The 15177-nt window shown below is 35.1% G+C and carries 18 protein-coding genes; 4 read left to right on the forward strand and 14 right to left on the reverse strand.

Annotated features, from left to right (window positions below; genetic code table 11):
* The first annotated feature begins 68 nt into the window (after nt 1–68).
* Nucleotides 69–2633, forward strand: a complete 2565-nt coding sequence (locus LU301_RS08230; protein ID WP_305269664.1) for a PepSY domain-containing protein — start codon at nt 69–71, stop codon at nt 2631–2633.
* 90 nt (nt 2634–2723) lie between these two features.
* Here the strand turns inward: LU301_RS08230 and LU301_RS08235 are convergent, their stop codons facing one another.
* Nucleotides 2724–3026 (reverse strand): helix-turn-helix domain-containing protein, encoded by a 303-nt coding sequence (locus tag LU301_RS08235; protein WP_305269666.1) that lies wholly within the window; start codon nt 3024–3026, stop codon nt 2724–2726.
* Between the two features lie 55 nt (nt 3027–3081).
* The gene (locus LU301_RS08240; RefSeq protein ID WP_305269671.1) at nt 3082–3735 is read right to left on the reverse strand and encodes an HAD family hydrolase; all 654 of its coding nucleotides are present in this window, start codon (nt 3733–3735) and stop codon (nt 3082–3084) included.
* 188 nt (nt 3736–3923) lie between these two features.
* Here LU301_RS08240 and LU301_RS08245 point away from each other — a divergent pair, with 188 nt between their 5' ends.
* Complete coding sequence (locus LU301_RS08245; protein ID WP_305269675.1) at nt 3924–4421, forward strand: RNA pyrophosphohydrolase; 498 nt, start codon at nt 3924–3926, stop codon at nt 4419–4421.
* A 30-nt stretch (nt 4422–4451) separates the two neighbouring features.
* Here the strand turns inward: LU301_RS08245 and LU301_RS08250 are convergent, their stop codons facing one another.
* Complete coding sequence (locus tag LU301_RS08250; protein ID WP_305269679.1) at nt 4452–4790, reverse strand: protein tyrosine phosphatase family protein; 339 nt, start codon at nt 4788–4790, stop codon at nt 4452–4454.
* A 199-nt stretch (nt 4791–4989) separates the two neighbouring features.
* Between LU301_RS08250 and LU301_RS08255 the strand changes: the two genes are divergently transcribed.
* A complete protein-coding gene (locus LU301_RS08255; RefSeq protein ID WP_305269681.1) occupies nt 4990–5163 on the forward strand; it encodes a hypothetical protein in 174 nt (57 codons plus the stop codon).
* Nucleotides 5164–5281: 118 nt separating this feature from the next.
* Here the strand turns inward: LU301_RS08255 and LU301_RS08260 are convergent, their stop codons facing one another.
* Nucleotides 5282–5749, reverse strand: a complete 468-nt coding sequence (locus tag LU301_RS08260; RefSeq protein ID WP_305269683.1) for a hypothetical protein — start codon at nt 5747–5749, stop codon at nt 5282–5284.
* A gap of 565 nt (nt 5750–6314) precedes the next feature.
* Between LU301_RS08260 and LU301_RS08265 the strand changes: the two genes are divergently transcribed.
* The gene (locus LU301_RS08265; RefSeq protein ID WP_305269685.1) at nt 6315–6530 is read left to right on the forward strand and encodes a transposase; all 216 of its coding nucleotides are present in this window, start codon (nt 6315–6317) and stop codon (nt 6528–6530) included.
* A 202-nt stretch (nt 6531–6732) separates the two neighbouring features.
* Here the strand turns inward: LU301_RS08265 and LU301_RS08270 are convergent, their stop codons facing one another.
* The 10 genes from LU301_RS08270 to purE form a co-directional block, all read right to left on the reverse strand.
* Nucleotides 6733–8352, reverse strand: a complete 1620-nt coding sequence (locus tag LU301_RS08270) for an ABC1 kinase family protein (RefSeq protein WP_305269688.1) — start codon at nt 8350–8352, stop codon at nt 6733–6735.
* Nucleotides 8349–9014, reverse strand: a complete 666-nt coding sequence (locus LU301_RS08275) for a ubiquinone biosynthesis accessory factor UbiJ (RefSeq protein ID WP_305269691.1) — start codon at nt 9012–9014, stop codon at nt 8349–8351. Before LU301_RS08275 ends, LU301_RS08270 begins: the two co-directional genes overlap by 4 nt.
* Nucleotides 9015–9030: 16 nt before the next feature.
* Nucleotides 9031–9897, reverse strand: coding sequence for a bifunctional demethylmenaquinone methyltransferase/2-methoxy-6-polyprenyl-1,4-benzoquinol methylase UbiE (gene ubiE, locus LU301_RS08280; protein ID WP_305269694.1), 867 nt, complete (start codon nt 9895–9897; stop codon nt 9031–9033).
* 108 nt (nt 9898–10005) lie between these two features.
* The gene (locus LU301_RS08285; RefSeq protein WP_305269696.1) at nt 10006–10335 is read right to left on the reverse strand and encodes a TraR/DksA family transcriptional regulator; all 330 of its coding nucleotides are present in this window, start codon (nt 10333–10335) and stop codon (nt 10006–10008) included.
* A 132-nt stretch (nt 10336–10467) separates the two neighbouring features.
* Nucleotides 10468–10698, reverse strand: a complete 231-nt coding sequence (locus LU301_RS08290; protein ID WP_305269697.1) for a hypothetical protein — start codon at nt 10696–10698, stop codon at nt 10468–10470.
* Nucleotides 10699–10845: 147 nt separating this feature from the next.
* Nucleotides 10846–11502: an adenylate kinase gene (gene adk / locus LU301_RS08295; protein WP_305269698.1), complete on the reverse strand. Its 657-nt coding sequence runs from the start codon at nt 11500–11502 to the stop codon at nt 10846–10848.
* A gap of 447 nt (nt 11503–11949) precedes the next feature.
* On the reverse strand, nt 11950–12591 hold the full coding sequence (locus tag LU301_RS08300; RefSeq protein WP_305269700.1) for a hypothetical protein: 642 nt from the start codon (nt 12589–12591) through the stop codon (nt 11950–11952).
* A 128-nt stretch (nt 12592–12719) separates the two neighbouring features.
* Complete coding sequence (locus tag LU301_RS08305) at nt 12720–13286, reverse strand: hypothetical protein (RefSeq protein WP_305269701.1); 567 nt, start codon at nt 13284–13286, stop codon at nt 12720–12722.
* A 184-nt stretch (nt 13287–13470) separates the two neighbouring features.
* A complete protein-coding gene (locus tag LU301_RS08310) occupies nt 13471–14601 on the reverse strand; it encodes a 5-(carboxyamino)imidazole ribonucleotide synthase (protein WP_305269703.1) in 1131 nt (376 codons plus the stop codon).
* Between the two features lie 10 nt (nt 14602–14611).
* Nucleotides 14612–15112: a 5-(carboxyamino)imidazole ribonucleotide mutase gene (purE, locus tag LU301_RS08315; protein WP_305269706.1), complete on the reverse strand. Its 501-nt coding sequence runs from the start codon at nt 15110–15112 to the stop codon at nt 14612–14614.
* Nucleotides 15113–15177: the final 65 nt, after the last annotated feature.

Genomic DNA, 15177 nt, shown 5'->3' on the forward strand with positions numbered 1-15177 from the left:
TCACTATTTAATTCATCATCATTTTGCATTATAATAACACAATTTCATTTATGTTTGTGAATAATTTCATGTTTAAGAATATTCTTTTTCAACTACATTGGTTTATGGGTATTACGGCAGGATTTATTCTGTCAATTGTCGGAGTTACAGGAGCAATTTATTCCTATGACCAACAAATTTTAAAATGGATTAATCACGACAGTTACGTGGTACAAGTTGAAAACCGACCTAAACTCACACCTGAACAACTCTATCAACATTTTAAACAACAACAACCAGATATTCAAATTAATCATATTAGTGTATCAATTAATCCTGAAGCATCATCATCAGTCAATATTGTCAAAGAAGGCGAACGTCGTGGTTATACCATGATGGTCAATCCTTATACTGCTGAAGTTTTACCTGAAATTAAAGGGCGTGGCTTTTTTAATGGTGTGCAATCATTACATCGTTGGCTCACGGTAGGTAAAATCGGCGACCGTGAAATTGGTAAGCAAATTGTCGGTGCTTCGACTTTAATGCTGATTTTCTTTATTTTAAGTGGTTTATATTTACGTTTCCCTAAAAAACATTCATTCCGTCAATGGTTTATCGTTAAACGTAATCTCAAAGGACGTAATTTTTTATGGGATTTACACGCTGTTGTAGGTACTTGGGTCGTTATTTTTTATCTCGTGATGGCGGTTACAGGTCTAACTTGGTCTTATAGTTGGTGGCGTGCAGGTTTTGCCCAAGCGATTGGTGTAGAATTAAAAAAACCACAAGCTCAACAAATACAAACTAAAGAAAAGTTACCCCCACTAGATGATGTACAAATTTTATCAGCTTTAAATTTAACATGGAATCATGCACAGACTCAACTAGGACGTGAGTTTTCAACGATTACTTTTAATATTCCAAAACAAGCGAATGGTAAAGTTGAATTTTCCTATACGGATAAAATCGTACAGCATGAACGTGCAAGAAACAGTGTAACTTTTGATTATGAACAAAATAAAATCATTAAACATGATATTTATGAAGCAAAGCCACTCAATGAAAAAATCATGAGTAGTTTATTACCCGTACATCGTGGTAGTTTCTTTGGTGGTATTTATCAATTTTTTGCCATGTTAGCATCATTGGCAATGCCATTATTCTTTATTACAGGTTGGATGTTATATATTAAACGCCGTGAACAAAAAATCTTGGCAGAACAAGCAAAACAAGCCTTAAGTACACCAATTCAAGTCGCTGATGGTGAAAAAGTAGATTGGTTTATTGTTTATGCGACACAATCAGGTACAGCAGAACAATTAGCGTGGCAAACTGCGGGAAGTTTACAAAATGCAGGTCAGACGATTAATGTAAAATCTATGCAACAATTAACGCTAGAAGATTTACAACAACAAAATCGTATTTTAGCCATTGCCAGTACTTTTGGTACAGGTGAAGCACCTGATTTAGCAGTTAATTTTGTCAATGGGTTAATGAAACAATCTCCTGATTTATCACATTTACAAGTAGCTGTTTTAGCTTTAGGCTCTAAAGAATATGCCGATACCTTCTGTGTATTTGGTCATGAAGTACATAAATGGTTTAAACAATGTGGTGCGACATCATTATTTGATACCATTGAAGTGGATAATGTTAATACTGATGATATCCAACGTTGGAATACAGCTTTGGCTGAAGTAAGCCATCTCAATCTTGAACAAATTCAATTAGATAAAGCATTTCATAATTGGACATTAAGCCAACGCCAAGTACTTAATCCACAAACTCAAGGCAAATTAGCATTTAATATTGAACTGAGTAATGCGGATAATTTATCTTGGCAAGCTGGCGATATTTTAGAAATTCAACCTGAAAATGAACAAAAACGTATTGATGAATTTTTATTACAGTATGGTGCCGATGCCAATGAACCTATTTTTGATAGCACACCATTAGGTAATGCCCTACGTTATCGTAATTTAACAGGCGAAATTCATGAATTTAAAACTGCCGATGAATTACTTGAACAATTACCAATGTTACCAATACGTGAATATTCTATTGCCAATATCCCACAAATTGATAAAACAACACAAATGTTACGCTTAGTAGTACGCCAACAAAAAGATGAACTTGGTCAATTAGGCTTAGGTTCTGGCTGGCTAACCGCACATTGTGAACTTGGACAAACCATTTCAGCTCATATTCGTACGAATAACTCATTCCACTTGATTGATGATGAACGTCCAATTATTTGTATTGGTAATGGTACTGGTATTGCAGGTTTAATGAGTTTAATTCATGCTCGTGAACAACGCCAACACCATGAAAACTGGTTAATTTTTGGTGAACGTCAGCAAGCACATGATTATTTCTATCGTGAACAGTTAGAAACTTGGCAAGCAAATGGTGTATTACAACATTTAGATGTTGCATTCTCTCGAGACCAAGCAGAAAAAGTCTATGTACAGCATAAAATTCGTGATAATGCGGACTTGCTTAAAGCATGGATCGAGCGTGGTGCAGTCATTTATGTTTGTGGTAGTATTGATGGTATGGCAACCGATGTTGATAATGCCTTGCATGATGTTTTAGGTGCAACTGTGGTTGATGATTTACGTCAAAATCAGCGTTATAAACGAGATGTTTATTAATTAACATCTATCACCTTTAAAATAAATAGACCCCAAAAGCTCATCTAACTTTTGGGGTCTATTTCATGTTTATAATAATGCTTAATATTTTTAAGTCAGATTAAGTATTTCACCACTTGGCATTTCTACGGATAAATGTAATTTCCCACCTAATGCCCCAACATAAGTAAACAAAGTTATGAGTTCTAAACTGTCAGTATTTTCAATTTGACTAATCGCAGATTGAGAAATACCAATTTTATTCGCCAGTTCTTGTTGGCTAAGTTTAGCATTTTTACGCAATTCAGCTAAGCGAATAGCAACAAGTGTATTATTTACACGATTTTGGATACGTTCACGGCGAGCAGGGTCAAGGCTTGCCATTCTTTCTTGGTGAATAACGTATTTTTTCATAGTTTATGTTCCTTTAAATAATCTGCATAAACTTATTCAGCAAGCGGTATCATTTTCAAACAATCCGCCAATCTTGAATATCCCAGCCTTGTTGTTCTGCCAAAGCCTGTAATTTTTCATCAGGCGTAACAGCAATCGCATGTGTCGCATATTCCAATAAAAAACGGTCATTAATCGAATCTGAATATGCCCAGCTTTCTTCAATTTCACGACCATTAAGCCACATTTCCAAACGTTCTAATTTACCACGTTGATAACATGGTACGCCTGCAACCTTCCCCGTATATTGCCCATCAATAATTTCAGCATTGGTGGCTAACACATCATCAATACCAAAAGCTTTAAAAATTGGCACGGTAATAAAATCACTCGTTGCTGTAATACCTAAAATGGTATGCCCTTGCTGTTTATGATATTCAATCGCCTGAAAACCTTGTTTACGCATCTGTGGGCGAATCACTTTTTGCATAAAACGCTCATGTAATTCCTGTAAATAAGCCATATCATGCTGATGTAAAAACTCAAATACAAATTCATTATAAGCAATTGGGTCAAGTTGCCCTGCTTTATAATCTTCATAAAATTGGTCATTTTTTTGGCGATGACGTACTGCATCAACCAAACCTTCATTGACTAGAAATTCTCCCCATGAATGGTCAGAATCGGTATTGAGTAAAGTATGGTCTAAATCAAATAATGCTAATTTCATCGTTAAATCGTTCTCAAAAAATAAAATAAATTGGAAAAAAAGTGTAAAGATTTTACCTTTTTACTGCAAAAATTGGTAATATTGACCTATCTTTAACTTTAAAATCAGTGCTTATTGTAAAACAAAACACAGTGTTTGTGTTTATTTTTTATAACACTTTGATAATACGATATTTTTAGGTAATTTTTATGATAGATGCCGAAGGTTTCCGACCCAATGTCGGAATCATTTTGGCGAATGAATATGGTCAAGTGCTTTGGGCAAAACGTATAGGACATGATGCTTGGCAATTTCCACAAGGGGGCATTCAATATGGTGAAACACCAGAACAAGCACTCTATCGTGAATTGCAAGAAGAAATAGGGTTACTGCCCCAACATGTTGAAATTCTCGCTACTACGCAAGGTTGGTTACGTTACCTATTACCTTATCGTTATATTCGTTCGCAAATGAATTCACATAATGTCTGTATTGGACAAAAACAAAAGTGGTTTTTACTTAAACTTATTTCATCGCCAGCACATATTAAACTGGATGCCTCTGCAACACCAGAATTTGAAGCATGGCAATGGGTAAGTTATTGGTATCCACTGAATCAGGTGGTACATTTTAAACAAGATGTCTATCGACGTGCCTTATTAGAATTGTGTTTAAAACTACCACAACCTATGCAAAAAAGAGCCTAAAGGCTCTTTTTTATTTATGAATTTTATCTATTAATCGTCTAATAAATCCATTTGCACCGCTAATTGGTACAAATTGTTAGAACGATTACCTGTACGACAAAATACTAAAATCGGTTTTGCTAACTGATTATAATATTCAGCAAATTGACGTACATCTTTTTCAGTAATTTGTCCAGCAACGATAGGTTGATAAACATAAGTCATGCCTAATTTTTCAACTTCTGCTTGAATTTCTTGACTTTGTGGTTGCCCTTCGCCACCTTCAAAATCAGGTCGATTACAAATTACCGATTTAAACCCCTGCTCTGCAATTTGAGCTACATGTTCAGGTTCAATTTGACCTGCAAATGCAATTTTATCAACTGTCATTTTATCAATATCCTATGCAATTCGATATTATAACATTCTAGCATAGATTAAATCATTTCATATATGTTTAACGAAATTTTTTCATTAAAAAGGAGATTATGACGAATTTTGAGACAAGATTGATAGCAGGTTTAGAACGCCATCAATATGACATCAACGCACAAGCACATATAGCCAAGCAACAACACAAGCTCATCGAGTGGTTGATGAACGAAAACAAGTGGCAGTTGGAGCAGTTAAACATCGCACAGGAGCAGAACAAACAATTACAAGTGTTAGTCGAGAAATTGAACAGCGAGAACAACAGACAACAGAAATTAATCTTGCAGTTAGAGAGGCTGAGCAAGGGTTAGGTCAAGGTGTAGATAGGTAGAAAATAAACTAAATATAGATTAAATAAGGTCTAAAATAGTTCTAAATAGTATTTATTTAGAACAGTTTTAGTTTAAGATTATATCTGTTTTCTATCAGTGGTAAAAGTTGGAGTGGTATTACGATTCATCTAATTGATTTTGTAATATCCAAGACCAATAATTTCCCCATCGTCTATCTATACAAGCAGTACATAATGTGAGTGGGCAAGCAGTATAATATCTTACTTTAATGACTGGTAATAAATAAAATACATTATCCTCTTCCAACATTAATTCCCATTGATTTGGCTGTCTATCTCTTAGTGAATGTCTAAATGTTTCACCAACATAGACTGCGTAACCATCCAAGATATAAGAAGGTTCATTTTTGATTTGTTCAATGGTTTCATAATTATCCAAAAGATGTTTTTCAACAATATCCAGTGATTGTATCGAGAAGTCCAATTGATCTTGAATTTCTTTTGGCATTCTGTTTTTAAAACGCTCCAAGGCATTGGGCATATCCCAAAGCCAAGAATCAAATAATTCTAGCTGTTCAGCTCTTTGCTCTGGAGTTAATGGTTGGCGTTTGTTGCGAGGTTTCATATATTTACCTATTTTTTAAATTTAACTTTAATACCTGCTTTTTTAAGGTTTTCGATTAGAGGTTTGGAAGCTTCTCCTTCAAAGACCCATTCAATATTCCAACCAGATTTAACCAAAGCCTTATCTCTTTCCAGCTCCCACAATACATCTTCTGTGCGAGACTGATAACCTGTTTTATGTTCAATGGCTCTAAAATTGTCAGTATCAGCAATATCTAATCTTCTATTGTAATCTACACCATCAATACGAACTTTTACCGTTACTTCAGTTTCTCCCCAACCTAATCCACTATGATAATTATCATGAGCCTTATTCGCTTGAGTTGCTTTGTAGTGGTCAAGTTTTTTTAAACTTGAATATACAATCTAAGTGCAACAAATGAAAAGGCGTTCATAATTGCTTATAATATTGTTACCACACAAATAAAGAAAGTAAAAATGAACACCTACACACATTTTAGCATAAATGAATGAGAAAAGATAATGTCAATGCTTGCACAAGGTATAAAGCTGAATAAAATCGCAAACATATTGGGACGTTCTCGTTCAACAATTTCAAGCTTGAATTGTCAAATCAAGATAATGCACGCTTTCATAGAATGGATATTTTACATGAAATGGCACAGAAATTGGGGCATAAAGTCTTAGCACTAGCACCTTATTCCCCAGAACTCAATCCCATAGAACAGACATGGGCAAATATTAAGAGATATATGCAAAACATTTTACCTTGTGAACGTAATTTTATCGATACGCTAATGTCCTGTTTTTATTTTAATTGAACTATAGGTTTGATGTTTTTTTAATCCCACAAAATAGGGGCTGGAAAAAGATCTAATAACTATGAAATAGTGAAGTTCTAAAAAGACACCATACAAGCCCTTGAACATTTTGCAGAACAAAAAACAGAAGATTTTAAGCACTTACGAAATTAAACGATGTAAATCATATCAATAAGTTATGAAGTTAAGTTGAGAATAACATTTATTTTACAATACGCCAAATTGCAAAAATCACTGCTAATGCAATAAATACAATAGAAATATACCAAGCCGTCATCATGGCAATACATAAATTAAATGCAATTAAACACCCAAAAATCCAGTTTTTACGCTGTTGATTAAGCATTTGTAATTTAATTTCTTGTAGTTCACGATATTGCCTATCCTGCCACGCTGTTTGATTTTTTAGACCATTTAAGCTGTCAATCATCAAACTTGGAATATCTTGCACGCCTAACAATAAATCAGGAATTTGTTGTCCTAATTCTTTAATATTTTTTACAGGGTGCATTTGTTGTTTGACCCAATCCGTCAAAATTGGTTTTGCCAGTTTCCAAATATCTAAATGTGGGTATAAATCCGTCCCCAAGCCTTCTACATGCACTAAGGTTTTGAGTAATAACATTAATTGTGGTGGAATTTCTAAACGGAAACGGCGTGCAATATCCATTACTTGTAGCAAAATACCTGCAAAATCAAGCTCATGCATTGGCTTAGACACCATAGGTCCAACCGTTCTTCGCATTTCACGCGCTAAGGCATCTTGGTCAGTATCTGGACGAATCCACCCTGCTTGATGTACCACTTGTATTAATTGTGTGAAATTACTATTCATCACTGCTAAAAGCATACGAGCAACGGTCATTTGGTCATGTTTGGATAATTCCCCCATAATCGCACAATCAAGGGCGATATAACGTGGATTTTGTGGATTGGTCGTATCCACAAAGACATTACCAGGGTGCATATCCGCATGGAAAAAGTTATCTCTAAACACTTGGGTAAAGAAAATCGTTAAACCTTTTTCCGCCAAATCGGCTCTATCCATGCCTAAACGTTCAAAGGTTTCTACATCGGAAATAGGTACACCTGTGATACGTTCTGCTACCATTACATCAACACTATCCATATAAATTTCAGGCACATACATCATACTTGAACCTTCAAAATAGTGTCGCATACGCCGTGTGTTATCAGCTTCTAACGTTAAATCTAACTCATTTAAAATCGTTGTGCGATAATCTTGAATAATTTCTGATAAATGTAATGCTCGAGCACTTTCTAAACGCTGTTCTAAAAACTGCCCCAACCATGCCAAAATTTCAAAATCTTGAATGAGTTGTTCACGAATATCTGGACGAGTAACTTTGACCACAACATCACGTCCATCATGCAAACGAGCAGTATGTACTTGTGCAACGGATGCAGCCGCCAATGGTTCATCATCAAACTGAGCAAAAAGCGTGTTAATATCCGCTTTTAAAGCTTGACTGATACGTTGTTTCGCCACTTCACTATCAAATGGCTTTACTTGGTCCTGCAATAGTACCAGTTGTGATAAAATTTCAGGTGGAATTAAATCACGGCGAGTAGATAATAATTGACCTAATTTAATCCCCAATACACCCATGTCTTCCAAAGCACATTTGAGTTTAAGCGGATTGTCTTTTTCATTTTTAATGCGTGTTGCAGGGTGCAAACGCAAAATTTTCAGTAAATGACGTGCCTTAGGTGGTAATTCTTGCTCATTAACCAAAGTATCTAGGCGATAATGTGCCACAATCCGCCATAATTCTAATAAACGACTAAGATGTGGCATCATGACTGCAACTCAACTTGTGATTTCAATTGTTGTAATTTAGCTTCTAAACGGTCAATTTCTTGATTAAGTTGGCGTGTTTGCTGAGCAATTTGTTCCATTTGCCAACGTGGAGCAAATAATCCACTATCTTCTTTTAAATAATCTTGTATCGCAAAAGCAGTATTTTGTGATTGTTGCCATAATTTTTTAGGAATGCGTTGTAATTTACCTAATTCATGTGCCACACTTGCCCCCATAAATGGCGTAAGATGACTGGCTAAATCTAATTCCGTTTGTTGCAAAATACGCTTGAGTTTGATTAATAATTGATAATCGCCTTGTACAGGAATATTCCCTACATTTTGTTCATCACTCAATAATAATTTAAATAATGCAACTAAATTTTGCGTATGTAAAGTCGTTGTCGCCACTTGACTATATTGTGCTTGTTCATAAGGGCGTTGCTCAAAAATTGACTTTTTTTCACTCTGCCCTGTGGCTGTTGGCTCTAATCTAATTTTACCATCATCAAAATGTACATCTAATGATAATTGGGGCATATCAATCACAATACGCAATAATTTACCCTGTAATTGATTACATTGCACACGTGTAATGGCATCTAAATCAATCACACGATTGATAGTTTTTTCCACCAAACCTAAAGCTAAAATTGACCACATACTCAAACCACACCAATTACAGTTTAAAACCACGATGTACGGCAACCACACCACCTGTTAAATTATGATAATCACAATTCATAAATCCAGCTTGCTCCATCATCATTTTTAATGTGGCTTGGTCAGGGTGCATACGAATACTTTCTGCTAAGTAACGATAACTATCCGCATCATTGGCGATTAATTTACCCATCACAGGCAATGCTGTAAATGAATAAACATCATACAGTTTTGCAAATGGCTCAAATACAGGTTTAGAAAATTCTAACACCAATAAACGACCACCTGGTTTAAGAACACGATACATCGCTTCTAAAGCTGCATCTTTATCGGTTACATTACGCAAGCCAAAACTGATGGTAACAAGGTCAAAACTATTATCAGCAAAAGGCTCTAAGGTTTCGGCATTGGCTAATACAAATTCAACATTGGTACAACCTGCATTGATTAAACGATCACGCCCTACATCTAGCATGGATTGGTTAATATCTGATAATACCACACGTCCTTGTCGTCCCACTTCACGGCTAAATACTTTGGCTAAATCACCAGTTCCACCAGCAATATCTAACACATGCTGACCACGACGTACACCTGAAATTTGAATAGCAAAACGTTTCCATAAGCGATGAATACCGAATGACATAATATCATTCATTAAATCATATTTTTGTGCAACAGAATGAAAAACATGAGCAACTTTTTGTGCTTTTTCTTGGGTTTTTACCGTTTCATAACCAAAATGTGTAGTTTCCCCTACATATTCCACACGCTCTTTACCCTGCGGTAAATCATAATATGGAGCTGATGATGAAGTTTCATCTTGTGGATTAATTTGATGATGTTCTAAATTATTGTGTTCAAATTGTGTACTCATTACCATTAACCTATACCAATAAAAATATTGTAGTATGATGACAGATTTTTATCAAAATTGAAAGGGCGAATTACAATTCGCCCTTATATAAAATCAATAATTTACTATAATAGATTAATGTGCGTGTTTGATACACATTTTAGCATACGGCACACTTGCTAAACGTTTCTCTTCAATTTCTTCGCCACATTCTTCACAATAGCCAAATTCATCACTATCAATTTTGGCAAGTGCATGATTAACTAAACCTAAATTTTCAGTTGCTTCATTTAGCAGATTTAATCGCATATCATTTTGAGATACTGCTAATGCCTGATCATCCCAATCATGTGCTAAATCAGCATCTTGCGGATGACGAATATGGTCATCAATTTTGTTAATACGTTCCTGATATTCCGCTTGCAACGACAAAAGGCTTTGTTTTGCTTGAACTTTATCAATCATATTTGTACTCCCCAATATGAACAATACTGAATATTTTCTCGACATCTCAATATTGTTTTAGCTAATCTTCTCATTTACATTATGATACAATTCAAGCAAGATAGCAAGCAAATATCAGCATTTATCCTTATTTTATTTATGCTTTTTTGATGATTTCGTTTGTTTTAACTTTTGTTTTTGACGTTCAATTTCTGCCAATTCTTTATCAATACTTGGATGACGCATTTTTAATTTTTGCCCAGCTTCAGAATTTTCTTTAGCTTGCTTTTGTACTTGATTTAAGGCTTTTAAACTAATAAAAATTGCACCTAATATTACCACTAATGCAATAATTACCACAATGATTAATGCAATTTTCATCATTTATACTCACTTTATTTTACCGATGCTATTTCCAACATAAATTGATAATTTTGTATGGGCAGAAAATTTTCCGCCCCTACCATAAACTGATAAATCATTAAAAACTAAGCATAAAACTTATTTTTATTGACCTATGTAAATGACAAATTATTTTTGATCTAAAATCGCAAATAAATCCGCTTGTACCACATCAATATCACGCAAACCATCTAAACGGTTATAAACAGGAGCATTAACACCTGCTTGAGCACGTTGTTGATAGAAACCCACTAATTGAGCTGTATCTTTATGATATGCAACTAAACGTTTACGAATCGTTTCTTCTTTATCGTCATCACGTTGTACCAAATCTTCGCCAGTTTCATCATCTTTACCTTCCACTTTTGGCGGATTGTAAACAATATGATATACTCGACCAGATGCAGGGTGCTGACGGCGACCTGATAAACGTTTTACAATTTCTTCATCATCAACATCAATTTCAATTACATGGTCAATATTGATACCTTCCTTTTCTAAAGCTTCTGCTTGTGGAATAGTACGTGGGAAACCATCAAAAATACAACCATTTGCACAATCAGGTTGTGCAATACGCTCTTTGACTAAACCAATAATCAAATCATCAGAAACTAAACCGCCATTATCCATTACTTGTTTCGCTTGTAAACCAAGTTCAGTTCCTTCACGAATAGCACTACGCAACATATCGCCTGTAGAAATTTGTGGCACATTATAACGTTTGGTAATTAATTGAGCTTGAGTACCTTTACCTGCACCAGGTGGGCCTAATAAAATAATACGCATCGGTTTTTCCTAGCTAAACATTTAATAATCTTATAAATTTTAATCAAATTACATGATTTTTTCAAGTCATTTACACGATTATGTAAAAAATAAAGCTAATTTATCTTTTAAATTTTAGTTGAGTTTTAATATCAACTGTACCACCATGTTGTTAGAGCAAATTTATATGCAAAATGTTTGATTTACTCTTTTAGCATATTTCACTTTTTTATATTCGTTGTTTATGTTATTGGTTACTCACTTTCATTGGACAGTTCTAAAAATAATTTCTCTTACTATGTTGATTGTTTGCATAAGCATATCATCAATATTTTCAAACACCCCCTTGATGAACTCAATTTACAACATAATCACAATAAACAATGCCAATTTGACAACTTAAGAATAAAACAGTCATATTTTATCAATATGACTGTCCCCATTTAATTTTACTGTACTAATGAAAGATTATTTTAAAATCTCTTTTAAAGTACCGTCCATATTCATACGAAGAAGTGATTTTGAACGGTCAGTATCTAAAGAAGCCTGCCAGAAACGGTCTTGGTTATGTGGAATTAACACAAACGTAATCACTGATGGTACAGCTTCAACAGGTTTTAACTGTTCTTTTTCCACGATTTGATTATAAAGCACCATATATTTGTCCGCCACATCAGCAAAACGAACATCTTTAAATGGTGTTAAGTTTGCTTTCAAATCACCACCACCCGATAATTGTACTGGTCTTGGCTCACTCCATTTCCCTTCTTCCCATTTATATTCATAATGGTCAATATTTTCAGGTTTATTTGGATCTTGAACATTAACTTGCAACACATTATTGGTAATATTCACTTCTTGGAAGAAATTTAATTCTTTACCCGCAAATTGTGGTAATGCTTGTAATGCATCTTGAGCCTTTTGCAACTCAACTGCATTGACGTGTGGATTTTCAACAGCTTTTGGAGCTTCAGGAGCTTGGGCTTCAACTTGTGGAGTAGGTTGAGCTTTTTGCTCTGCTGCTGGAGCTTTGCTTGGTTCAGCTTTTTCATTACCACCACAAGCAACTAATGCACCTGTTAGGGCAACAACTAACATTGTCTTTTTCATGAGAGTATTCTCCTTTAAGTAAATTTCACATATAAAAACTAATCATATCAAAATAATTGACTCAAAACAAAATTTTTTAACAAATATTTGTTAAATATCATTTCAAAATTAGCTTTTATTTGTAGTAATTATTCAACATTTTCAGTCTTTTTCTGACTACGTTTCAATAATTGACGTAAAAACAAACCAATAGCACCCATAATCAACCATGAAAATCCAGTTTTGAGCATAACCCCATCACTAAAAAATCCTGCTTGCTTATTGGCTTTATCTTGAGCCATTTTTGCCATATCTTGATAAGTAATGATTGACTGACCTTTCATTTGAATATCATAGGTCATATTTTCATCACTTTTATCGTATTTTGCAACAATATTTTCTTGCAACACCTGACCTAAATGTTCTTTGTTTAAACTATGATCTAAGCGTAATTTGACGACATCACCTGTTTTTTGCTTAATATCAAGCTCATAAAATTGTTCCTTACTATTCAGACCAGCACGGCGTCTAGTTTCCAAAGTAACATCACGTCCTTCTGTCACTTTACCTTCAACAATAGTCAATTCAGTTTCAGCAGGGATACCCCCACCATTTTCTGCTTTATGATTGAAATAGAAATGACTTGTAATCAACCCTAATCCTGCAACCACAAACAAATATGAAATTGCAAAGAACTTAATAAGTATATTTTTCATTTAATCTATAACGCTATACTTAACTAAATCTTCCCTATTATATATTCGGGGGGGGGGGGGGATGTCAAGCTGTATTACATATTATTTTCAAATAGGAAATTATCTTATTAATCTCAATATATCCATTAAGTTATTGATATACATATAAAAGTAAAAAGAGTGAAAAAAATTCCACTCTGATATTTTAAATCGTCATATCATCACTTAACGCTAACGGATTAGGCAAAATATTCGCTAATTGACGACATAAATCGGTTAATTGTTGGCTATCATTTGGCATCAAAGTGATATGCCCCAACTTTCGCCCTTGACGCTCGTTCTTATTATATAAATGCAGATGAGCCCCATTTAACACCAACACATCAGCAGAGTTTGGATGCTGTCCAATGATATTGACCATCACATTTGGACGAACAGTTTCAGTATTACCTAATGGCAACCCTGCCACCGCACGAATATGATTTTCAAACTGTGAACACACCGCTCCTTCAATCGTCCAATGTCCCGAATTATGCACACGGGGAGCAATTTCATTGGCTAATAATCCATCATCTGTGACGAATAATTCCAACGTCAGCACACCTACATAATTTAAATGATTGAGCAAACGTGAAATATAATCTTGTGCAATGGGTTGTAAATGTTCACTTTGTGGAGCAGGCACAATCGAATGCGATAAAATACCATGATGATGATGATTTTCCGCTAAATCCCACGTTTTCACTTCACCATTTTGTCCACGTACAGCGATAATCGACACTTCTCGGTTAAATTTGATGAAACCTTCTGCAATCAATGCCCCTGCTGGCTTCAATTCTTGCCATGCTTGATTGATGTCTTGTTGTTCACGAATCACAAATTGACCTTTACCATCATAACCGCCTGTGGCTGTTTTTAGTACAATCGGCAAGCCTAATTGTTGTACTGCGGATTGTAAATCGTCCAATGAATGTACCGCACGATAGGGAGCAACAGGAATATTTAACTCATCAAACAAGGCTTTTTCTGCCAAACGATTTTGAGCAGTAGCAAGAGCTTGACGTGGTGGATACAAGGTTTTTTGTTGCGTTAAAACATCAACATCTTGTACTGGTGTATTTTCAAATTCTAAGCTAAAGACATCAGCACTGTTAATAAAATTTTGTAAAGCATTCTCATCTTGTGGAGAATACACTTTGCCTAACGCTGATGATGGACAATCTTTTTGTTGCTCAAAAAAAGTACATTGAATATTTAATGGTAATGCCGATTGAGCCATCATACGACCAAGCTGTCCGCCACCAAAAATACCAATGGTTTTAATTTGTTGTGTCATAATGATACTCTTATACTTGCCCCGGAATGTTATTATTACTGACCTTTTCAGTTTGAGCTGTACGGAATTGACGTACTTTTTCTGCAATTTCCGAGTGTGTTAAGCCGACAATTTGAGCAGCCATTAGACCTGCATTACTCGCTCCTGCTTGCCCAATCGCTAATGTACCTACTGCAATCCCTGCTGGCATTTGCACAATCGAAAGTAAAGAATCGACACCATTCAAAATTGATGATTTTACAGGCACACCAAGCACAGGTAAATCTGTTTTCGCTGCACACATTCCCGGTAAATGGGCTGCTCCACCCGCTCCTGCAATAATTACTTGCAAACCACGCTCACGAGCTGTTTCCGCATATTCAAATAAACGGTCTGGTGTACGATGTGCGGACACAACTTCAGCCTCAAATGGAACGCCCAATTGTTCTAACATTTTGGCAGTATGTTCCATCGTTGCCCAGTCGGATTGTGAACCCATGATAATACCAACAAGTGGTTGTGTGCTATTCATCTGATTTTCCTCAAATGGCTTTGATTTAAAGCAGATTATTATAACAGTTTTTTGATGTATTGGTA

The sequence above is a fragment of the Moraxella sp. ZY210820 genome (genome assembly GCF_030674635.1).
In the GTDB taxonomy this organism is placed as follows: Bacteria; Pseudomonadota; Gammaproteobacteria; order Pseudomonadales; family Moraxellaceae; genus Acinetobacter.